The sequence below is a fragment of the Rhodococcus sp. Chr-9 genome, from assembly GCF_000801125.1.
In the GTDB taxonomy this organism is placed as follows: domain Bacteria; phylum Actinomycetota; class Actinomycetes; order Mycobacteriales; family Mycobacteriaceae; genus Rhodococcus; species Rhodococcus pyridinivorans.
In genome coordinates this window covers 49,968-71,239 of sequence record NZ_JTIZ01000017.1, presented here as the reverse complement: position 1 = coordinate 71,239, position 21,272 = coordinate 49,968, and the positions used below count along the sequence as shown (strand labels likewise).

Here is a 21,272-nt window from a genome sequence, read left to right as displayed (position 1 = left end):
GACGGGCCTCGAATGTGCTCGAATCTCGACCAGCGTCACGCTACCCGCGCGCGTCGACGAACGAACCGGAATCGATCAGCCGCGTGCGGCGATCCTGGCTTGCACCTCGGGCCGACGTAGCGGCGGCACCGACGGCGGTGGTTGCCGCCGCTCGGGAAGGGCCGCGAGCAATCTCGTCGTCGTCGCGGTCACTTCGGCGACGGCCTGTTCGAACGGCTCCCGGGTGGCGTCGGAGAGTTTGTGGATCCCGCTGACCTTACGGACGTACTGCCGTGCGGCCGCTTCGATCTCCTCGGCGGTCGCAGCCGGCTCGAGCCCCCGCAGCTCCGTGATGTTCCGGCACATGCTTCGAGGGTAGACGTCACCTCCGGACCGGACCATACGTTCGCTTCCGCGCGCCCGCTGTCCGTCCGCTGCGGCGATCGCAGCAGCGGGTGACGAACGGGCGCGCGGATGTGAAGGGGGTGGGTCAGACGCGTTCGATGATGGTCGCGTTGGCGGTCCCGCCACCCTCGCAGATGGTGAGCAGGCCGTAGCGACCACCGGTGCGCTCGAGCTCGTTGAGCAGCGTCGCCATCAGCTTGGTGCCGGTCGCGCCGAGCGGGTGGCCGAGGGCGATCGCGCCGCCGTTGACGTTGACCTTCGACGGGTCGGCGCCGATCTCCTTGATCCACGCCAGGACGACGGGCGCGAAGGCCTCGTTGATCTCGATGAGGTCGATGTCGTCGATCGTCAGGCCGGCCTTCTCGAGGGCGTACTGCGTGGCGGGGATCGGGGCGGTGAGCATGAAGATCGGGTCGTCGCCGCGGGCGCTGAGGTGGTGGATGCGCGCGCGGGGCTTCAGGCCGTACTTCTTCACGGCCTCGTCGGAGGCGAGCAGCACCGCGGATGCGCCGTCGGAGATCTGGCTGGCGACGGCGGCGGTCAGGCGTCCGCCCTCGACGAGGGTCTGCAGCGACGCCATCTTCTCGAGGCTGGTCTCGCGCGGGCCTTCGTCGACGGTGGCGTCACCGAAGGGGACGATCTCGTTCTCGAAGCGTCCCTCGGCGATGGCGGCCTTGGCGCGCTCGTGGCTCTGCAGCGCCCACTTCTCGAGTTCCTCGCGGCTGAGGTCCCACTTCTCGGCGATCATCTCGGCACCCTTGAACTGCGACACCTCGTCGCTGCCGTAGCGCTCCGTCCAGCCCTTCGACCCACCGAAGGGGGTGTCGAAGCCGTACTGCTGCCCGACGATCATGGCCGCGGAGATCGGGATCTGCGTCATGTTCTGCACGCCACCGGCGACGATGAGATCCGCGGTGTCGCTGAGGATCGCCTGGGCACCGAAGTGCAGGGCCTGCTGGCTCGACCCGCACTGACGGTCGACGGTCACGCCGGGCACGTGCTGCGGGTAGCCGGCGGCCAGCCACGCGGTGCGGGCGATGTTGCCGGCCTGGCCGCCGATGGCGTCGACGCAACCGAACACCACGTCGTCGACGTCGGCGGGGTCGATGCCCGTGCGCTCGACGAGCGCCTTGATCACGTGCGCGCCCAGGTCGGCCGGGTGCACGTCCGCGAGCCCACCCTTCTTCTTGCCGATGGGGGTGCGCACCGCGTCGACGATGTAGGCCTCGGTCATGATGTCTCCTTACGAAGAATTCTGGTTCGACAGTCCGTCGAGAACGATGGAAAGGTATTGCTGGGCAACCTGATCGATACTGAGGGAGCCTCCGGGCCGGTACCAGCGCACGGCCACCCACACGGTGTCGCGCAGGAACCGGAAGACCAGTTCGACGTCGACGTCGGGCCGGAACGAACCGTCCGCGACGCCGCGTTCGATCACGCCCACCCACAGGTCGCGGAACTCGGTGTTGAGTTCGCCGATGTAGGCGAAGCGGTCGCCCTCGAGATGCTTGGCCTCACCCTGGTAGATCGCCACCGCGGCGTGCGACCGGTCGATCGCCTCGTAGGAGGTGGTGACGAGTGCCGCGAGGGTTTTGCGGGACGGCAGACCCGACGCGACGATCTTGCGGTACCGGTCGAACAGGTCGTCGAGGAAGGCCCGCAGGATCTCGTCCACCATCGACTCCTTGGAATCGAAGTGGTGGTAGAGGCTGCCGGAGAGGATTCCCGCCGCGTCGGCGATGTCGCGCACGGTCGTGGCCCGCACACCGCGCGACGCGAACAGGTCGGCTGCGATGTCGAGCAGTTCCGCGCGGCGTCCGGACTTGCTGGAGGTGTCGTCGCGTGAGGGAGTCATGACGGACATCCTTTCAAGCCGACCGAGAGCGGGTTCATGCGCGCTGGGAGGAGACCGACACGACCTCGCCGGTCAGATAGGTCGTGTAGTCGCTCGCGAGCATCGCGATGGTCGCCGCGACCTCCCAGACCTCGGCGGCGCGGCCGTAGGCCTCACCGGCGGCGAGGTTGTCGAGCAGTTCCTCGCTGGTGACCTTCGCGAGGAAGGGGTGTCGGGCGATGGACGGGGCGACGGCGTTGATGCGCACGCCGTATTCGGCGGCCTCGATCGCGGAGCAGCGGGTCAGGGCCATGACGCCGGCCTTCGCCGCCGCGTAGTGCGCCTGCGAGTGCTGGGCGCGCCAGCCGAGTACCGACGCGTTGTTGACGAGCACGCCGTTGTGGTCGACCGAGCGGAAGTAGCGCAGTGCCGCGCGGGTCGCGCGGAAGGTGCTGGTGAGGGTGATGTCGAGGACGCGATCCCATTCCTCGTCGGTCATCTCGACGACGGGCGTCTCCCCACCGAGTCCAGCATTGTTGACGAGCACGTCGATGCGCCCTAGCCGGTCGGCGGCGCCGGTGATGAGGGCGTCGACCTGTTCGGTGGACGACACGTCGCACACGATCGTCGCGACCTGCTGTTCGGGGAACTCGGCCGCGAGCTTCTCCGCGGACTCGCCGAGCCGGCGCTCGTGGAAGTCGGAGACGAGCACGTCGGCGCCCTCGAGCAGCGCGCGACGCGCGGTGGCGAATCCGATGCCGGTACCGGCGGCGGCGGTGACCACGACCTTCTTGTCGCGGAGCAGTCCGTGGCCGGGGGTCTCGACCGGCGGGGTCGCGAGCGGGGATGCGGGACGGGGTGTTGCGGTCACGGACGTGCCTCCCGGGGAAGGCCGAGCACGCGCTCGGCGATGATGTTGCGCTGGATCTCGTTGGATCCGCCGTAGATGGTGTCGGCGCGGGTGAACAGGAACAGCCGCTGCCATTCCGCGAGCTCGAGATGTTCGGGATCGGTGATGTCGGAGGGATTTCCGGCATGGTCGTGATCGGGGCCGACGAGCGATGACGATCCCTGCACGTCCATGGCGAGTTGCCCCAGGTCGCGATGCCAGTTCGCCCACAGCAGTTTCGCGACCGAGGCCTGACCCGGGTCGGCGTCGCCGAGGGTGCGTAGGGCGTGGGCACGCATGACCCGCAGTTCGATCCGCGCGCGGGCGATGCGTTCGCGGAGGTGCGGATCGTCGATCGCACCGTTGCTCTCGGCGACGGAGACGATGCCGTCGAGTTCGCGGGCGAAGCCGATCTGCTGCCCGAGGGTGGAGACGCCACGTTCGAAGGTCAGCAGACCCATCGCGACCTTCCACCCGTCGCCGGGGGCACCGACGACGAGGTCGGCGTCGGTGACGGCGTCGTCGAAGAAGACCTCGTTGAACTCGGAGGTGCCCGTGAGCTGCTGAATGGGCCGCACCGTGACGCCGGGCTGGTCGAGGGGCACGAGCAGGAAGCTCAGGCCGTGATGGCGGGTCGAACCGGGTTCCGTCCGCGCGACGACGAAGGCCCATTGTGCGACGTGTGCGAGCGACGTCCAGACCTTCTGACCGTTGATCACCCACTTGTCGCCCTCGAGGCGGGCGGTGGTGGAGACGTTGGCGAGGTCGGAGCCGGCTCCCGGTTCCGAGTAGCCCTGCGCCCACAGTTCGGTGACGTTACGGATCCCGGGCAGGAAGCGCTGCTTCTGTTCCTCGGTCCCGAACGCGATGAGGGTGGGGCCGAGCAGTTCCTCACCGAGGTGGTTGACGCGCGCGGGCGCGTTCGCCTTCGCGTACTCCTCGTGGAAGATCACGCGCTGATCCATGCTCGCGCCGCGCCCGCCGTACTCGGTGGGCCAGCCGATGCAGGTCCATCCGGCAGCGGCCAGATGCCGGTCCCACGCGAGTCGCTGTTCGAAGAACTCGTGTTCGCTTCCGGGTCCGCCCTTGCCTCTGAGCTCGGCGAAGTCGCCGGTCAGGTTGTCTTCGAGCCACTGTCGGACGGTGGCTGCGAACTCCGCATTTTCCTGGCTCTCGCTCTCGTGCACATCCGTACGATAACCTACCAAGCAATTGCTAGGTAGGGAGCTCTGTGAACACACGACCGAGAACCACTCCGGCCGCACTCGTACGTGCCGCCGACACCTGGCCGGACCTGCTCGCGATCGCCGATGGCGACACCCGGCTGACCTTCGCACAACTGCGCGACCACGTCCGCGATGCCGCCGCGGCGCTCGTCTCCCGCGGCGTCGAACGCGGTGCGCGCGTCGTCATCTGGTCGCCCAACACGTTCCACTGGGTGATCGCTGCCCTGGGTACACATTGGGCCGGCGGGGTCGTCGTACCCCTCAACACCCGCTACACCGGAAACGAGGCCGCCGACGTCGTCGAGCGCGTCCGCCCCGAGGCCCTCGTCGTGGTCGGCGACTTCCTCGGTACCGACCGCTACACCGAACTGTGCAAGGCCGCTCCGGAACTGTCGATCCCGACGACCGTGCGGGTCCCGCTGGGCGGGAACGACGCGCCGATCGACGGGATCGTCGAGTGGGCGGACTTCCTGTCCTCCGCCACCGACGCCGCCCGCACCGAGGCCGACGCGCGCGCCGCGGCCGTGACCCCCGACGACGTCTCCGACATCCTGTTCACCTCGGGCACGACCGGCCGCAGCAAGGGCGTGCTCAGCGCCCACCGTCAGTGCATCGGTGTCGCGCAGGCGTGGGCCGAGTGCGCCGAACTGACGATCGACGACAACTACCTGATCATCAACCCGTTCTTCCACAGCTTCGGGTACAAGGCCGGCTTCGTCGCCGCACTGCTCCATGGCTCCACCGTCATCCCCCTCGCGACCTTCGACGTAGAGAAGGTCATGGCGATGGTCGCGGCCGAGCGCATCAGCGTCCTCCCGGGCGCCCCGACGATCTACCAGTCCATCCTCGACCACCCGCGGCGCGGCGAGTACGACCTGAGCAACCTGCGCATCGCCGTCACCGGCGCCGCACCCGTGCCCGTCTCCCTCGTCGAGCGCATGCAGAACGAACTGAGCTTCGACGCGGTGCTCACCGCCTACGGGCAGACCGAGGCGGTCGTCGCGACGATGTGCCGCACCGACGACGATCCCGTCACCGTCTCCACCTCGTCCGGACGCGCCACCGCGGAGTTCGAGGTGCGCATCGGCGACAAGGGCGAGATCCTGCTGCGCGGCCCGAACGTCATGCTCGGTTATCTCGACGATCCCGAGGCCACGGCCAAGACGATCGACGAGGACGGGTGGCTGCACACCGGCGATGTCGGGACCGTCGACGAACGCGGCTATCTCGACATCACCGATCGTCTCAAGGACATGTACATCAGCGGCGGATTCAACGTCTATCCGGCGGAGGTCGAAGCGGCACTGCTGCGCCTGCCGGGAGTCCACGAGGTCGGGGTGATCGGTGTCCCCGACGAGCGCATGGGTGAGGTCGGCCGGGCGTTCGTGGTCCCGCTGGACGGACATCCGCTCACCGAGGACGACGTGATCGCGTACGCCCGAGAGAAACTCGCCAACTTCAAAGCGCCGCGATCGGTTCGGTTCATCGATGCGCTGCCCCGAAACCCGTCCGGCAAGGTACTGAAGAACGTTCTGCGTGAGGAGAAGTCATGACCGTCCCGTTCGAGCCCGATGTCGTCACCTACGAGGTGCGCGACGGCGTCGCGATCGTCACTCTCAACCGACCCGATTACCGCAACGCCCAGAACTCGGTCATGACCTACGCGCTCGACGCCACCTTCGAGAGGGCCGTCGAGGACGACGAGGTCAAGGTGATCGTGCTGGCCGGCAACGGCAAGCACTTCTCCGCCGGCCACGATCTGGGCACCCCGGGCCGCGACCACCACGTCCACTACGACAACAAGGCCGTGATGTGGTGGGATCACGTCGACAAGCCCGGCGGCGACCAGCGCTACGCCCGTGAGATGGAGGTCTACCTGGGGATGTGCCGCCGCTGGCGCGAGATCCCCAAGCCCACCATCGCGTCGGTGCAGGGCGCCTGCATCGCCGGTGGTCTCATGCTGGCGTGGGTGTGCGACCTGATCGTCGCGTCCGAGGATGCCTTCTTCTCCGATCCCGTGGTCCGCATGGGCATCCCGGGTGTCGAGTACTTCGCGCACCCGTGGATCCTCGGAACGCGCTTCGCGAAGGAGATCCTCTACACCGGTGATCGTTTCAGTGCCCAGCGCGCCTACGAGGTGGGCATGGTCAGCCGCGTCGTGCCGCGTGAGGAACTCGAGAACGAGACCCTCGCCCTCGCCGCCCGCATCGCGGAGATGCCCCGCTTCGGGCTCGCGCTCACCAAGCGCGCCGTCAACCAGTGCGAGGACCAGATGGGCATGCGCAACGGCATGGACTCGGTCTTCGGCCTGCACCACTTCGCGCACGCGCACAACGCCGAGGTCGGCGCCGACTCGCTCGGCGGCATGAACGCCAAGTCGATGGCCGCGACCGCTCGTCCGGTGGAAGGAGCGAAGTAGTGGATCTGCAGCTCGACGACGCCACCCTCGCGTTCCGCGACGAGGTACGCGCCTTCCTCGCCGAGAACGTCCCCACGACGCCGCTCGAGTCGATGGACACGGCCGAGGGCTTCGAGGAACACCGGCAGTGGGAACGGACCCTCGCCGATGCACGCCTGTCGGTCGTCTCCTGGCCCGAGGAACTCGGCGGCCGCGACGCGACCCTCGAGCAGTGGGTCGTGTTCGAGGAGGAGTACTACCGCGCCGGTGCGCCCGGCCGGGTGAGCCAGAACGGCATCTTCCTGCTCGCCCCCACCCTGTTCGAGCATGCCCACCCCGAACAGCTCGCCCGCATCATGCCGCGCATGGCCCGGGCCGACGACATCTGGGCCCAGGCCTGGTCGGAACCCGAGTCCGGCTCCGACCTCGCGTCGCTGCGCTCGACCGCCACGAAAGTCGACGGCGGCTGGCTGCTCAACGGCCAGAAGACCTGGAGCTCGCGGGCGTCCTATGCCGACATGGGTTTCGGTCTGTTTCGCTCCGACCCGGAGGCCCAGCGGCACAAGGGCATCACCTACTTCATGTTCGACCTGCGGGCCGAGGGCGTCACCGTGCGACCGATCCCGCAGCTCGACGGTGAGCCGGGCTTCGCAGAGATCTTCCTCGAGGACGTCTTCGTCCCCGACGACCCGGAGCGTCCCGGTGAGTCCGGTGTGATCGGTGCGGTGAACGAAGGATGGCGGGTCGCGATGAGCACCGCCTCCAACGAGCGCGGTCTGTCGCTGCGTGCGCCGGGCCGATTCCTGGCGGCCACCGACCGGCTGCTGTGCGCCTACGGCGAGTCCGATCTCCACGGCGACACCGCGCTGCGCAACCGCGTCGCCGACGCGTGGATCGGGGCGCGCGCCTACGAGCTGTCGACCTGGGCGACCGTCACGCGCCTGACCGCGGGCGGACAGCTCGGCGCCGAATCGTCGATCAACAAGGTGTTCTGGTCCGAGTGGGACATCGCCGCGCATGAGACGGCGCTCGACCTGCAGGGTGCGGACGCCGAACTCGTCGACGGCTGGACCGACGGTTACCTGTTCTCGCTGTCGGGCCCGATCTACGCCGGTACCAACGAAATCCAGAAGAACGTCATTGCCGAGCGGCTGCTCGGCCTTCCGAGGGGTGATCGATGAGATTCGCACTCGACGAGTCCCATGAGGACTTCGCGTCCAGTATCGACGCCCTGCTCACCAAGTCGGATATGCCGCAGGTGATCCGTGCGTGGAACAGCGGCGACACGGCACCGGGTCTGCAGGTGTGGGAGCGACTGGCCGAGACCGGCGTCAACGATCTGCTCGTTGCCGAGGAGCACGACGGCCTCGGGGCCGACGCGGTCGATCTCGTCGTCGCCGTCGAACAGCTCGGTCGCCACGCTGTGCCCGGTCCGGTGGTCGAAACCGTCGCGGTGGCACCGGTTCTGCTCGCCGCCGTGGCACCCGAGCGTCTCGGCCCGCTTGCCGCCGGATCGCTCGCCACCGTCGCGATGCTCCCCCACGCGCCGTACGCGGTCGACGCGCACGTCGCCGACCTCGCGCTGCACGTCGCCGACGGCACAGTCTCGGTCGGCACCGCCGGAGACACGCGCGAGTCGGTCGACCGGTCGCGCACGCTCGCCTCGCTCACCGTCGGCGAGTCGCTCGGATCGGCAGATACCGCGGCGGCTTTCGACATCGGTGTCCTGGCGTCCGCCGCTCAGCTCCAGGGCCTGGGCCGGACCCTGCTCGACACCACCGTCGAGTACGCGCAGCAGCGCAAGCAGTTCGGTCGTGCGATCGGCTCCTTCCAGGCCGTCAAGCACCACCTCGCCGAGGTGGCGATCGCGCTGGAGATGGCACGTCCGCTGCTGCACGGCGCGGCCATCGCCGTCCGCGACGAGCTGTCCACCGCGTCCCGGGACGTCTCGGCCGCGAAGGTCGCGTGCGGCGATGCCGCCTATCTCGCCGCGCGCACGGCACTGCAGGTGCACGGCGCCATCGGCTACACCCAGGAATACGATCTGTCGCTGTGGATCACGAAGGTCCGCGCGCTCGTCACTGCGTGGGGCACCCCCGACGAGCACCGGGCACGCGTGGTCGCGGCACTCGAGAGCGAGGCGTCGTGACGTTCGAGACGGAAGAGCTTGCCGCACTGCGGGACTCGGTACGCACCCTGCTCGCCAAGCACTCCGATTCGGCTGCCGTGAGGCGGGCGATCACCACCGGCAGCGGATACGACGACGAACTGTGGACGATGCTCGTCGAACAGGTCGGGGTCGCGGCCCTCGCCGTTCCGGAGGAGTACGACGGTGTGGGCGCCTCGTGGGTCGAGACCCACGTGGTCCTCGAGGAACTCGGCCGCACCCTCACGCCGTCGCCGTTCCTGGGGTCGGCGGTGCTCGCGGCGCAGACCGTGCTGCTGTCCGGTGATGCCGACGCGGCGGCGCGTCTGCTCCCCGGCATCGCGGCCGGCGAGGTCGTCGCAGTGTGCTGGGCGTCGGCCGCCGGCTGGCAGCGTCCCGGCGTGAGCGCCGAGGGCGACGTGCTGACCGGAACCGCGCACTACGTGCTCGGCGGCGACATCGCGTCCACCCTGCTCGTGCTCGCCACCGACGGCGACACGGTCGGCCTGTTCGAAATCGACCCGGAGACCGACGGGGTGTCGCGACGCCGCGTGCCCACGATGGATCCCACGCGTTCCCTCGCGGAGGTGTCGTTCTCGGCGGTGACCGGTCGTCGCCTGGCGTCGTCCGACGATCTCGTCGACCGGTTGCGGGCGTCCGCGGCGATCGCCCTGTCGGCCGAGCAGGTGGGCGCCGCGCAGGCCGTGCTCGACCTGACCGTCGACTATGCGAAGAACCGCAAGCAGTTCGGTCGCGCGATCGGGTCGTTCCAGGCGCTCAAGCACCGCATGGCCGACATGTACGCGCTCGTGGAGACGGCGCGGTCGATGTCGTATGCGGCTGCGTTGTCGCAGGATCCGCAGGACGCGTACGCAGCGAAGATCTACTGTTCGGAGGCCTTCCAGCAGGTCGCCTCGGAGGCCGTGCAGTTGCACGGCGGGATCGCGATCACCTGGGAGCACGACGCGCAGTTGTTCTTCAAGCGGGCGCACGGCAGCGCCCAGTTGTTCGGGCAACCGCGCGAATACCTGAGCGCGGTCTCCGCCTGAGCAATATCGTCGGCGGCGATCCCTGCGAAAGATCGGTGATGCGCCTCCTCGATTCCTCGGTTCCGCTCCCCGTTCGTCCCCGCCGCGTCCTCGTGGCGGGGACGTCCGGTTCCGGCAAGACGACCCTCGCCGCGAGGATCGGGGAGATCCTCGACCTTCCGCACGTCGAGATCGACGGGCTCCATCACGGTCCGAACTGGACGCCGCGTCCGTCCTTCCGCGACGACGTCGAGGAGTTCACCGCGCAGTCTCGCTGGGTGACGGAGTGGCAGTACACCGCGGTGCGGCCGCTGCTCGTCGAGCGCGCCGACCTGATGGTGTGGCTCGACCTGCCGCGGAGCACGGTGATGCGCCAGGTGGTGTGGCGGACGCTGCGACGCCGGGTGCGCCGGGAAGAACTGTGGAACGGCAACATCGAACCGCCCCTGCACACCTTCTTCCGCGATCGCGACCACATCGTGCGCTGGGCGTGGCGCACCCACGGCGGATATCGCGACCGCGTCCTCACCGCGCTCACACAGCGTCCCGATCTGCCGGTCGTACGGCTGACGAGCCGCCGGGAGGTCGATGCGTGGGCGGCGCTGCTCGCCTGCCGTCCCCCGAGGTCCGGCGGATGAACTCGACGCCCGCCTCGACGCCCGCGGGCCGGAGAGCACCTGATCGTCCGGGATTCCTCGCGCCCGCCGCGGCGGCTCGCTAACGTCGGAGAGATGACACCTCCCACGATCACGCTGAATTCCGGAACGACGATCCCGCAGCTGGGCCTGGGAGTCTGGCAGGCCACCAACGACGAGACCGAACATGCGGTCCGATACGCGATCGACGAGGCCGGTTACCGGCACATCGACACGGCCGCGGCCTACGGCAACGAGGAAGGCGTCGGGCGCGCGCTCGCCGCGTCGTCGGTGCCGCGCGAGGACATCTTCGTCACCACCAAGCTGTGGAACTCCGATCAGGGTTACGAGCCGGCGCTGAAGGCCTTCGACACGAGCCTGAAGAAGCTGGGCACCGAGTACGTCGATCTGTACCTGATCCACTGGCCGCTGCAGGACCGCGAGCGGATCCTGCGCACTTGGGACGCCCTCGAGAAGATCGCCGAGTCCGGGCGCGCGAAGGCGGTCGGGGTGTGCAACTTCGAACCGCACCACCTGCAGTTGCTGGTCGATCGTGGCGGGTTGTTGCCTGCGGTGGATCAGGTGGAGTTGCATCCGCACCTGTCGCAGCAGGAGATCCGCCGGTTCGCGTCCGAGCACGGCATCGCCGTGGAGTCGTGGAGCCCGCTCGGTGGCACGAGCAACTCGGGGTGGGGTCCGAACTCGAAGCCGAACACCCTGCTCGTCGACCCGATCGTCACCCGCATCGCCGATCGTCACAGCAAGTCGGCCGCGCAGGTGCTGATCCGCTGGCATCTGCAGAACGGGCTGATCGTCATCCCGAAGTCGGTGCACGAGCAGCGCATCTCCCAGAACATCGACGTCTTCGACTTCGAGCTCGACGAGCTCGACCTCAGCGAACTCGACACGCTCGACGACGGCACGCGGGTGGGCGCGCATCCCGACGAGATGAACATCGGCGCTCCTTCCTAGTCCCTTCCCCCCGGAACTGGAACGTGTTCTCATTGTCGGGGTACGCACGTCCGACTTCCGGAAGGCAGCGATGAGCGAGACGACGACGCATGTAGTGCTGGGCAAGCCGGTCACCATGCCCGTGCAGGTCCGAACGGCCACGGCGTTCATGGGGATGTTCTCGGTTCCCGTGCGCCCCGCGCAGGAACTCGTCGCCCGCACCGGGCTCGAGATCCTGCAGTACCGCCCGGGCCACGGGATCTGCACGCTCGTCTTCGTGGACTACGTCGACGGGGACCTCGGCCCGTACAACGAGTTCGGGGTGTGCTTCCTCGTCCGCAACCATCACAACCGCGGCGACGGCATCGTCGGCGACTGGCGGAGCCTGGTCGGCGGGCAGGCCGGTGCGCTCATCCACCATCTGCCCGTCGACGGCGACTTCACTCTTGCGGCGGGACGCGGCATTTGGGGTTTCCCGAAGACCCTCGCCGACTTCGACACCGACCACGACAGCAGCACCAAGCGCGGTTCGGTCTCCGCCGACGGTGTGCTGATCGCCGAACTGGCGGTGGCGCCCGGATTTCCGGTGCCGGGCAACGGCCTTGCAGCCTCGCTCGCCGCCTACTCGCACATCGACGACGTCACCCGTTGCACGACCTGGGAGATGAATCCGAGCGGCGTGCGCACCCGGCTCGGCGGCGCGACCCTACGGTTGGGGACGCATCCGATCGCCGACGAACTGCGGTCGCTCGGTCTGCCCCGACGCGCACTGACCTCGTCGTCGATCGCCGATCTGCGGATGATCTTCGGCAACGCGACCGTCGTCTGAGGCTCTCCCGGACTCAGGAGAGCGCGCCCGAGACGGCGAGGACGATCACCGCGACACCCAGCAGGGTGTCGAGCACACCGCAGAACTCCGCGAGCGAGCGGGCGACCACGGTGTTCCGGCGGAAATGAAGGTAGTCCCACGCGGCGTGACCGAGCAGTCCGAGCCCGACGATCACGCCCGCCGGGACGGGGGTGACCGTCACCGCGGCCACCGCGACGGCACCGAAACCCAGCATGGCCACGGTCGACGGCCCGACGAGCATCGCCCGGCCGGCCGGGGTGCGCGCGAGTCCGTAGACGGCGCCCGCGGCACCGAGCGCAACCATCACCACGGTGATCTCGACCGGCACCCCGAACGCGACGACGGCGACCTTGCCGACGCCGATCAGCGCGACGGCGCCGAGGAACAGCGGCCAAGCCGCGCTGCGACGACCCAGCACGGCGGCACCGAGATAGACCAGTGCCGCGCCGGTGAGGATCGCCGGGAAGTCGGTGCCCCCGTCCGCGAGGACGAACGCGGCGAGGGCGACTGCGACGAGGCTCGGCCACCGGCGCAGCACCCCTCGTAGCAGCGCCTTCGGGTCGATGCCGGTCGCAGGTCGATCGACGGGGACGATGGTGATGTCGGAGCTCGTCATGAGGATCCGCCTAAGTTGAACAGTGATGTTCGAGTTGATGGTCAGCGTAACCTGAACATCAGTGTTCGACAAGAGGAGGATCCGTGACCACCCACGAGACATCCCGCCGTCCCGTATCGCTTCACACCAGGAAACGTGCGGACGCCGAGCGGAACATCGAGGCGATCCTCGACGCCGCGCGCATCGCACTGAGTCGTGACCCCGACGCGAGCATCGGGGAGATCGCCAAGGCGGCCGGCGTCGGGCGTGTCACCCTCTACGGCCACTTCCCCACTCGCGCAGAACTCGTCACCGCCGTGGTGCAGCGCGCGCTCGCCGAGGCGGAACAGACCGTGGACCGGATCGACCTCACGGGCGACCCCCGCGACGCCCTTCACCGCCTCATCGCGGGCTCGTGGTCGCTGACCGCCGACGCGGGGGCACTGCTCGCGGCGGCCGAACAAGCACTTCCCGCCGAGGACGTACGCGCCGCACACGACGGCCTGCTCGCCCGCGCGACCGCCCTCATCGAGCGCGGTCGCGCCGAAGGGGCGTTCCGCACCGACCTGTCGTCGTCCTGGCTGGCGTCGGTCCTGCACAGCCTGGTCCATTGTGCCGCAACCGAAGTCGCGGCAGGACGGTTGGCGTCGGAGGACGCCGGCGGCAACATCGCCGCAACGGCCCTGTCGTCGTTCACCCCTCCCGGCTGAGCCGTATCAGCCGGACGCGATCACGCCGTCGACGTTCTGACGCTCGCGGAGCCGGGTGACCGTGTCGTGCAGGTGCTCGTCGAGCAGACGCCGCACCTCCTCCCGGTCGGCGGTGCGGATCGCCTCCCGCAGCACGACGTGCTCGTCCACCTGCACGTGCAGGTCGGGATAGGTGGTCTGCAACGCGCCGAGGCACATCCGCGTCTCGACGAGCAGCGTGCGGGCTGCCCGCACGAGCCGCGGACTGTCGGCACTGGCCACGAGGATCTCGTGGAAACGCCGGTCGCCGTCCGAGACACCGGTGGCGTCCTCGCGTTCGGCGGCGGTGCGCATCTCCTCGATCGCCGGTTCGAGGGCCTTCCACGTCTGTTCGCGACGGCCCTCCAGCACCAGGTCGAGGGCACCGCCCTCGATGACCCAGCGGCTGCGGTAGATGTCGACGACGTCGTCGAAGGTGAGCTCGGTGACGAAGATGCCCCGGTTGCGGATGCTGTAGAGCAGACCTTCGGACAGCAACCGCTGCATGGCTTCTCGCAGCGGGCCCCGGGAGACCTGGAAGTGCGCCGCGAGTTCGGCCTCCCCCAGCTGTTCCCCGGGACCGAGCGCACCCCGGACGATGGCCGACCGGATCTGTTCGGCGATGAGCTCGGCCGTGGACGGCCGGGTGACAGGACGTAGATCTTCCAGATCACCGAGCACCATGATCGGTATCCTCCTCGAACAGTGAGCCCAGCTCCGGGCATTCCACTGTATATCCGGCCAGTTCCAGGCCGTGCCACACGGTGACCTGATTGGCGGTCAGCACCGGCTTGCCGGTCTCCTTCCCGAGTTCCCGCATGATCCGCAGCGTGTGCATCGCGGTGTCGGGCACGAGGACCGCCTGTGCGTCGGGATGATCGTTGGTCCTCACGAATTCGAGGACGGCCTCGTCGGTCAGGGTGCCGACCTCGGCGGCGGTGTCGATGCCGGCGTCGGCGAGCGAGACGACCTCGACATCGGCGTCCGCGAGGAAGGCGACGAACAGTTCGGCGACGTCCCGCGGATAACTCGCCGACACGGCCACCCGGCCGACTCCGAGCGCCCGTAGTGCGGCGACGAACGCGATGCTCGTGCTGGTCGTGGGCACGCCTCCCGCGTCCCGGGAGAGCTGCTCGACCTGGGTGCGTGCCCCCTCGGGTCCGTACACGAAGCTGCCCGACGTGCACGCCCACACGAGAGCGTCGAGGGGCTCGTCCGCGAACTGCGCCGCTCCCCCGGCGAGCTTGGCCGGGCTCCCGAGGTCGAGGAGTTCGGGAACGGCGTGCAGATCGGTTCCGTAGATGTGGGCGACGGGCAGATTCACCCCCAGGAGTTCGGCGGCGAACGGGTAGTCGTCCTCGGCGGCATGATCCGGGTAGACGATCCCGATGGTCGGACGGTCACGATGCATTCAGAACACTCCTCTCAACCACTTTCCCGGCCCGGTCATGGGCAACTTCATCCGTCCCAGGCACGCCCAGATGGTGAGCTGGTTGGCCGTGAGGACCGGCTTGCCGAGTTCCCGTTCGAGCGGCGCGATCAGGTCGTAGGTCGGCAGGTTGGTGCAACTGACGAAGATCGCCTGCGACTCGGGGGTATCGGCCCCGATGATGTGTTCGGCGATGGTGCGGTAGTTGACCTTCCAGATGCCGCCGCCGAGCCCGAGATGCGACGACCGGACGACATCGGTTCCGGCCTCGTTCAGGAAGTCGCGCAGTAGGTCGGTGAGCTCCCGGTCGTAGGGGGTGATCACCGAGATGCGGGTCAGGTCGAGTGCGCGGAGAGCTTCGAGCAGCGCTCCGGAGGTCGTGACCGCGCACGGTGCGCCCGCCCCGCAGATCGCGTCGCACAGGGCCTTCTCGTAGGCCACCCCGTTGACGAAACTGCCCGAGGTACACAGATACGCAACGACTTCCGGTTCCACCGACAGCACGTCGCGGGTCGCGACCATCAGGTGCCGCCGGTCGGAGACCATCTCGGCCATGGCACGGCTGACCGGCACCGGCTCGTAGGGGGTTCGAGCGAGGTGCAGACTGACCTCGAGCGGCGCCCATCGCCACAGTTCTCGTTCCAGGGCGAGATCGAAGGGTGCGATCACACCGATGCCCCGCTGAGCCAGAGGACCTTCGAACTCGGGAATGTTCAGTTCCATACGGTCCCTCGGCTTCGTCAAAGAGTTCCCTCAGCCTTGAGGATTGTTGACAATAATACGAGGCGCTCTTACGGTGTCAACGTGGATGCCCAGCCGGTCGTTGCAGTGCTTCATGCCGAAGCCGTGCCGGATCGTGCGTGGATGGCCCCGGTGGCCGAACACGCCACGGTGCGCTACACCGACGCCGCCGGTCTGGCCGACGCACTCGACGGCGCCGACATCCTCTTCGCGTACGACTTCCTCACCGACGCCCTGCCCGCGGCCTGGCACGCCGCGACCTCCTTGAAGTGGATCCATGTCGCCGCGGCCGGGGTCGACGCCCTCATGTTCCCCGACCTGCGCGACAGCGACGTGGTCGTCACCAATTCCCGCGGAGTCTTCGACGGGGCGATCGCCGAATACGTGCTCGCCCAGATACTTTCCTTCGCCAAGGACATCCCCGAATCCCTGCGGCTCCAGCGCGAGCACATCTGGAAGCACCGCGAGTCCGAACGCATCGCCGGTCGCTCCGTGCTCGTCGTCGGCACCGGTCCGATCGGCCGCGCGATCGCACGCCTGCTCTCGGCCGTGGGGATGACGGTCCGAGGCTCGGGCCGGCGCCCTCGCGACGACGACCCCGATTTCGGCACCGTCACCACGACCGCGGATCTACCCGGCGCCCTCGCCGACGCCGATTTCGTCGTCGTGGCCGCGCCTCTCACCGAGCAGACCCGGCACCTGTTCGACGCCCGGATGTTCGCCGCGATGAAGTCGCAGGCCCGCTTCGTCAACGTCGGGCGGGGCGAACTCGTGCGCACCGACGACCTCGTCGAGGCACTGCGGTCGGGCGCCATCGCCGGTGCCGCACTGGATGTGCTCGACGTCGAGCCGCTCCCCGAGGACCATCTGCTCTGGGACATGCCGAACGTCTCGATCACCCCGCACAATTCGGGGGATTTCGTGGGCTGGCGCGATGCGCTGGTGGACGTCTTCATCGACAATTTCCACCGTCACCGCAGTGGCGAACCTCTTCGGAACGTGGTGGACAAGAAGCTGGGTTACGTGCCCGGCGCGTGAGAGTCGGCATCGTCCGACGAGAAGGAGGCACGATGGAGCCCACAGACATGACCGCCGTCGAACTCGTGTCGGCGTTCTCCTCGGGCGAGTTGTCTCCCGTCGAGGTGACACGGGCCGTGCTCGATCGGATCGCGGCGCACGATCGCGAGATCAACTCGTTCTGCCTCGTCGACGAGGAGAAGGCCCTCGACCAGGCACGCCGCTCCGAGGAGCGGTGGCGGACCAGCTATTCGAAGGGTCTGCTCGACGGGGTCCCCATCTCGATCAAGGACGTCTTCCTCACCGACGGATGGCCGACCCTGCGGGGCTCGCAGGCCATCGACGAGAACCAGGACTGGAACGTCGACAGCCCGGTCGCGGCCCGGCTGCGCGAGGACGGAATGGTGCTGGTGGGCAAGACCACCACCCCGGAGATCGCGTGGAAGGCGGTGACCGATTCGGCCCTGTACGGGGTGACCACGAATCCCGTCGATACGACGAAGACTGCCGGTGGCTCGTCCGGTGGCAGCGCGGCGGCGGTCGCGGCCGGCTTCGGTCCGTGCTCCGTCGGCACCGACGGTGGGGGCAGTATCCGCATCCCCGCATCGTTCTGCGGCGTGGTGGGTTTCAAGCCCACTCACGGCCGGATCCCGATCTTCCCCGCCAGCCCGTTCGGGCCGCTCGCGCACGCCGGGCCGATCACCCGGACGGTCGAGGACGCGGCGCTGCTCACCGACATCCTCGCGCTGCCCGATCCCCGGGACCCGACGGCCCTTGCGCCGCCGCTGACGACCTTCCGCGGTGGCCTCAACCGCGAGGTGGTGGGGATGGACGTCGCCTATTCCAAGACCCTCGGCTACGTCGACGTTGACCCCGAGGTCGGTGAGATCGTCGACCGGGCGGTCCGCGTCCTCGACGAAACCGGGCTGCGCGTGACCGCCGCCGATCCCGGTTTCCCCGATCCGCTCGATGCCTTCGAGAACCTTTGGGCGGCAGGCGCAGCGACGATGCTGAAGACCTTCCCCGAGGGCACGCGCGACAAGGTGGATCCCGGTCTCGGACGCGTGTGGTCCCACGGCGAACAACTCGGTGCCGTGGACTATCTCGAGGCCCGTGCGGTCGCGGCGGCGGTCGGCATCACGATGGGGATCTTCCACCAGAAGTACAACGTGCTGATCACCCCGACGATGCCGATCCCCGCCTTCGAGGCCGGCCACGACGTGCCTCCGGGTTCGTCGCTCACCTCGTGGCCGCAGTGGACCCCGTTCACCTATCCCTTCAATCTCACGCAGCAGCCGGCCATCAGCATCCCTGTGGGCACCACCTCGGCGGGTCTGCCCGTGGGCCTGCAGATCGTCGGGCCGCGGCACTCGGACGACCTGCTGCTCGCCGTCGCGCGATTCGCCGAGTACGCGTTGAGCTGAAGAAGCGGTCTGCACGGGAACGGCACCGCACAGACTGTGCGGTGCCGTTCCCGTGCGGTGCCCGTCTATGCGCGTGCGAAGCTCAGCGTCTCCCCCACGACCCCCTGGATCCACAGGTCGTTGCACGCGACGGCGAGTTCGGGCAGGCCATCCTCGATCGTCGCGAAGACGTTGCCCGGCACCCAGCCCACATCGCCGTTGAGCAACAGATTGTTCCGGCCGTAGAACAACGCGAGATCGGTCGCTCCCTGCTGCGCATGGGCCTGCGAGCCGGGTTCGTAACCGTATGCGGGATTACCGATCTCCCACGGTTCGAAGTCGAACAGGCACACATCCCCCGGGATCGGTGTCACCGTCGGGTTCTCCCGGTGCGGTGCCGCGGTGATCCTCGGGACGAGGGTGTAGAGCTCGTTGCGGGCGTACTTGGCGTGGAACGCCGAACCGCTCTGCGGCAGGGCGTCCCACACCGCCGCGCAGGTGAGCGGCGCCTCGTCGTCGAGAAGCCTTGCTCTGCACGTGATGTCGCGCTTGTCGAGAGTGATCGTGATGTATCGGGCCACGCGGACTCCCTCGTTCGACGGATTATCGGACCTCGGCGAGGACCTCGGACCAGATCCCGAGCGCATCCTCGATCTGCCGGGTGGTGACGATCAGCGGCGGGATCATGCGCACCACGTTCATGTGCGCACCGCAGGTCAACAGCAGCAACCCCTTCTGCGCGGCGAGCTGCTGCGCTGCGGACGCCCGCTCCCGGTCGGGTGCTCCGTCGGTAGTGAACTCGAGGCCCACCATGAGGCCGAGGCCGCGCACGTCGCCGATGGCGTCGATCGTGTTCTCCCGTGCACCGGAGAGCAGTTCACGTCCACGTGCGGCGGCGTTGTCGACGAGCCCCTCCTTCTCGATCACGTCGAGAGTGGCCACGGCCGCCGCGCAGGAGACCGCATTAGCTCCGTACGTGCCGCCCTGCGATCCCGGACGGGCGCGCTCCATGAGTTCCTCGGAGGCGGCGATACCCGACAGCGGGAAACCGCTCGCGAGGCCCTTGGCGATCGTGATGATGTCGGGTCGCACGTCGAAGTGCTGATGCCCGAAGAACTTTCCGGTCCGCCCGAATCCGGTCTGGATCTCGTCGAAGACGAGCAGGATGCCGTGTTCGTCGGCCCGCTGCCGCAGTCCCTGGAAGAACCTGGTGTTGCCGGGGACGTAACCGCCCTCGCCCAGGACCGGTTCGACGACGAAGGCCGCGATCTCGTCCGGCGCGACGAGGGTCGCGAACAGGTAGTCCAGTTCCTGCAGGGCGAAATCGGTCGCTTCCTCCTCCGACCAGCCGTAGCGATAGGCCGTGGGGAAGGGAGCGACGTGTACACCGCCCATGAGCGGCGAGAACCCTGCGGAGAAACGGGTTCCGGAGGTGGTCATCGTGGCGGCGGCGACGGTACGGCCGTGGAAACCGCCGTGGAAGACGACGATTCCGGGTCGCCCTGTCGCCTGGCGGGCCAGACGCAGCGCCGCCTCGACTGCCTCGCTGCCCGAATTGGCGAAGAACAGCGAGTCGAGTCCTTCGGGGAGCACCGTGCCCAGGCGTTCGGTGAGTTCGAGCAGGGGCCGGTGCATCNGAGCCGATCTGCCGGCGGGCGGCCTCGACGACGTGCGGGTGACAGTGGCCGGTACTCGTGACGCCGATGCCGGCGGTGAAGTCGAGATACCGACGTCCGTCGGTGCCGTGGATGTAGCACCCCTCGGCGTGGTCGACGGTGACGGGCGTTGCCTGCAGCAGGCGGGGTGAAAGACGGGCCATGACGATCCCTCCGAACAGCCGAGGGCGCGAACCCTCGTGCCGGTTGTCGGATTGTTGACAATATGGATAACACGCGGGGAGGGTCGACGCAACGGCGAGCGGTGTAACGGCAGCGTTTCGTCACTCGCACCGCAGGGCATCCGCACAGCAGGAAGCCGCATCGCCCACGGATGAGGACATCATGATCAGCAACGACGACATCGACACCCTCGCTCGCGCCACCGCGTACGGGCCGGACGGTGACAAGCTCGGACGCGTCGGAGAGGTCTACCTGGACAACGACACGGGCCGACCCGCCTGGATCACCGTCGTCACGGGTCTGTTCGGAACGCGCCGGCACTTCGCCCCGATCGACGAAGCCGTGCTCGACAGCACCGGAGTGCGCCTGCCCTTCGACAAGGACACGATCACCGGCGCCCCGAACATCGACGAGAACGGTGAGCTGACCCCGCTCGAGGAGGACGAGCTGTACCGCTACTACCGCCGGTTCGGGGACACCCCTGCAGGGGGTGGATCAACCGGCGATCAGGGCGGATTCACGGACGATCGGGCCGGGTTCACCGACGACCGCAGCGGCCTCGGCGAGCGGAGCGCAGCCGGTGGTGGCCTCGTCGGTGGCGCGGCCGGCGGACCGGGAGGCACCGGGACGCCGCACACCGGCGAGACGTACGGCACCACCACATCGGCGGGAACCGGGCCCTCACCGACACCGCCCGACGTCGCGCGTGAGGAGATCGCCGGCAACTACCGGCCGAGCGAGGGCCAGCGGGACGAATCGCTCGAGCACTCGATGCCGGGGCATACCGCGTCGACGCCGTCCACACCGTCCGGGACCGCGGACTCGTCCACACCGTCCGGGACCGCGGACTCGGCGGCGGACACCGCCCGCCACGCAGCTCCCGGCAGCGACAGCGGCAGCGGCAGCGGCAGCGGCAGCGGCAGCGGCAGCGATCAGGAGATCGTCGGTCCGGGACCGACGGGGCCGGCGCACTTCACGCCGCCGCCGTCGGCCGACACGAGCACGGCCGATGCGAAGACGGACACGGCAGGCGGCGAGGACGCCGACCGGCCGCGCAAGCCGCGCCTGGTGCGCCGCGTCGTGACCACGGAGTACTACGAGGAGGAACCGGACGACGCGACCGGCGCCGACCGTTCCTGATCCACACACGAAGCCGGGACGACCACAATCGATGTGGTCG

Annotated in this window: 23 protein-coding genes and 1 pseudogene; 12 read left to right on the top strand and 12 right to left on the bottom strand. The window is 68.6% G+C overall.

The window, feature by feature from the left end; genetic code table 11:
• Positions 1–75 precede the first annotated feature (75 nt).
• The 5 genes from QR64_RS02235 to QR64_RS02215 form a co-directional block, all read right to left on the bottom strand.
• Complete coding sequence (locus tag QR64_RS02235) at positions 76–345, bottom strand: DUF2277 domain-containing protein (protein ID WP_006550426.1); 270 nt, start codon at positions 343–345, stop codon at positions 76–78.
• Positions 346–469: 124 nt separating this feature from the next.
• Positions 470–1,618 carry an acetyl-CoA C-acetyltransferase gene (locus QR64_RS02230; RefSeq protein ID WP_033096893.1) on the bottom strand — a complete coding sequence of 383 codons (1,149 nt, stop codon included), beginning with the start codon at positions 1,616–1,618 and terminating at the stop codon, positions 470–472.
• A 9-nt stretch (positions 1,619–1,627) separates the two neighbouring features.
• Positions 1,628–2,239 (bottom strand): TetR/AcrR family transcriptional regulator, encoded by a 612-nt coding sequence (locus QR64_RS02225; protein ID WP_006550428.1) that lies wholly within the window; start codon positions 2,237–2,239, stop codon positions 1,628–1,630.
• A 34-nt stretch (positions 2,240–2,273) separates the two neighbouring features.
• Entirely contained in the window at positions 2,274–3,089 is an 816-nt protein-coding gene (locus QR64_RS02220) for an SDR family oxidoreductase (protein WP_006550429.1), read from the bottom strand.
• Positions 3,086–4,294 carry an acyl-CoA dehydrogenase family protein gene (locus tag QR64_RS02215; RefSeq protein WP_039583864.1) on the bottom strand — a complete coding sequence of 403 codons (1,209 nt, stop codon included), beginning with the start codon at positions 4,292–4,294 and terminating at the stop codon, positions 3,086–3,088. The genes QR64_RS02220 and QR64_RS02215 overlap by 4 nt, the downstream gene beginning before the upstream one ends.
• 44 nt (positions 4,295–4,338) lie before the next feature.
• Between QR64_RS02215 and QR64_RS02210 the strand changes: the two genes are divergently transcribed.
• The 8 genes from QR64_RS02210 (at position 4,339) to QR64_RS02175 (ending at position 12,320) form a co-directional block, all read left to right on the top strand.
• Complete coding sequence (locus QR64_RS02210; RefSeq protein ID WP_019290143.1) at positions 4,339–5,886, top strand: FadD3 family acyl-CoA ligase; 1,548 nt, start codon at positions 4,339–4,341, stop codon at positions 5,884–5,886.
• Entirely contained in the window at positions 5,883–6,752 is an 870-nt protein-coding gene (locus QR64_RS02205) for an enoyl-CoA hydratase (RefSeq protein WP_006550431.1), read from the top strand. Before QR64_RS02210 ends, QR64_RS02205 begins: the two co-directional genes overlap by 4 nt.
• Positions 6,752–7,912 carry an acyl-CoA dehydrogenase family protein gene (locus QR64_RS02200; RefSeq protein ID WP_039583861.1) on the top strand — a complete coding sequence of 387 codons (1,161 nt, stop codon included), beginning with the start codon at positions 6,752–6,754 and terminating at the stop codon, positions 7,910–7,912. Before QR64_RS02205 ends, QR64_RS02200 begins: the two co-directional genes overlap by 1 nt.
• Positions 7,909–8,880: an acyl-CoA dehydrogenase family protein gene (locus QR64_RS02195; RefSeq protein ID WP_039583857.1), complete on the top strand. Its 972-nt coding sequence runs from the start codon at positions 7,909–7,911 to the stop codon at positions 8,878–8,880. Before QR64_RS02200 ends, QR64_RS02195 begins: the two co-directional genes overlap by 4 nt.
• Entirely contained in the window at positions 8,877–9,926 is a 1,050-nt protein-coding gene (locus QR64_RS02190) for an acyl-CoA dehydrogenase family protein (RefSeq protein ID WP_039583856.1), read from the top strand. Before QR64_RS02195 ends, QR64_RS02190 begins: the two co-directional genes overlap by 4 nt.
• A 38-nt stretch (positions 9,927–9,964) precedes the next feature.
• Positions 9,965–10,543, top strand: a complete 579-nt coding sequence (locus QR64_RS02185; protein ID WP_033096901.1) for an ATPase AAA — start codon at positions 9,965–9,967, stop codon at positions 10,541–10,543.
• Positions 10,544–10,636: 93 nt separating this feature from the next.
• Positions 10,637–11,512 carry an aldo/keto reductase gene (locus QR64_RS02180; RefSeq protein WP_033096902.1) on the top strand — a complete coding sequence of 292 codons (876 nt, stop codon included), beginning with the start codon at positions 10,637–10,639 and terminating at the stop codon, positions 11,510–11,512.
• Between the two features lie 70 nt (positions 11,513–11,582).
• Positions 11,583–12,320, top strand: a complete 738-nt coding sequence (locus QR64_RS02175) for an acetoacetate decarboxylase family protein (protein WP_039583854.1) — start codon at positions 11,583–11,585, stop codon at positions 12,318–12,320.
• A 13-nt stretch (positions 12,321–12,333) separates the two neighbouring features.
• Here QR64_RS02175 and QR64_RS02170 read toward each other — a convergent pair whose 3' ends face one another.
• Positions 12,334–12,957 (bottom strand): hypothetical protein, encoded by a 624-nt coding sequence (locus tag QR64_RS02170; RefSeq protein ID WP_006550437.1) that lies wholly within the window; start codon positions 12,955–12,957, stop codon positions 12,334–12,336.
• Positions 12,958–13,040: 83 nt separating this feature from the next.
• Here QR64_RS02170 and QR64_RS02165 point away from each other — a divergent pair, with 83 nt between their 5' ends.
• The gene (locus QR64_RS02165) at positions 13,041–13,646 is read left to right on the top strand and encodes a TetR/AcrR family transcriptional regulator (RefSeq protein WP_033096904.1); all 606 of its coding nucleotides are present in this window, start codon (positions 13,041–13,043) and stop codon (positions 13,644–13,646) included.
• A 6-nt stretch (positions 13,647–13,652) separates the two neighbouring features.
• On the opposite strand, the gene QR64_RS02160 is transcribed toward QR64_RS02165, so the two are convergent.
• From QR64_RS02160 to QR64_RS02150, 3 genes are read right to left on the bottom strand one after another with little or no spacing between them, the layout of a single operon-like run.
• The gene (locus QR64_RS02160) at positions 13,653–14,348 is read right to left on the bottom strand and encodes a GntR family transcriptional regulator (RefSeq protein WP_033096905.1); all 696 of its coding nucleotides are present in this window, start codon (positions 14,346–14,348) and stop codon (positions 13,653–13,655) included.
• Complete coding sequence (locus tag QR64_RS02155; protein WP_006550440.1) at positions 14,335–15,075, bottom strand: hypothetical protein; 741 nt, start codon at positions 15,073–15,075, stop codon at positions 14,335–14,337. Before QR64_RS02155 ends, QR64_RS02160 begins: the two co-directional genes overlap by 14 nt.
• Positions 15,076–15,816: an Asp/Glu/hydantoin racemase gene (locus tag QR64_RS02150; RefSeq protein ID WP_006550441.1), complete on the bottom strand. Its 741-nt coding sequence runs from the start codon at positions 15,814–15,816 to the stop codon at positions 15,076–15,078.
• A 141-nt stretch (positions 15,817–15,957) separates the two neighbouring features.
• On the opposite strand from QR64_RS02150, the gene QR64_RS02145 reads away from it, so the two are divergent.
• Complete coding sequence (locus tag QR64_RS02145; RefSeq protein ID WP_050993520.1) at positions 15,958–16,872, top strand: D-2-hydroxyacid dehydrogenase; 915 nt, start codon at positions 15,958–15,960, stop codon at positions 16,870–16,872.
• 32 nt (positions 16,873–16,904) lie between these two features.
• Entirely contained in the window at positions 16,905–18,275 is a 1,371-nt protein-coding gene (locus QR64_RS02140; RefSeq protein ID WP_039583851.1) for an amidase, read from the top strand.
• A 65-nt stretch (positions 18,276–18,340) separates the two neighbouring features.
• Here QR64_RS02140 and QR64_RS02135 read toward each other — a convergent pair whose 3' ends face one another.
• The 3 genes and pseudogenes from QR64_RS02135 to QR64_RS27445 form a co-directional block, all read right to left on the bottom strand.
• Positions 18,341–18,835 carry a DUF3830 family protein gene (locus QR64_RS02135; protein WP_019290153.1) on the bottom strand — a complete coding sequence of 165 codons (495 nt, stop codon included), beginning with the start codon at positions 18,833–18,835 and terminating at the stop codon, positions 18,341–18,343.
• A gap of 22 nt (positions 18,836–18,857) precedes the next feature.
• Positions 18,858–19,890: pseudogene (locus QR64_RS02130) on the bottom strand (aspartate aminotransferase family protein); the annotation flags it as partial.
• A gap of 1 nt (position 19,891) precedes the next feature.
• A partial coding sequence (locus QR64_RS27445; RefSeq protein ID WP_411908067.1) for an aminotransferase class III-fold pyridoxal phosphate-dependent enzyme occupies positions 19,892–20,073 on the bottom strand: 182 nt, incomplete at its 3' end.
• 181 nt (positions 20,074–20,254) lie between these two features.
• Between QR64_RS27445 and QR64_RS26390 the strand changes: the two genes are divergently transcribed.
• Entirely contained in the window at positions 20,255–21,232 is a 978-nt protein-coding gene (locus tag QR64_RS26390) for a PRC-barrel domain-containing protein (RefSeq protein WP_152640894.1), read from the top strand.
• Positions 21,233–21,272 lie beyond the last annotated feature (40 nt).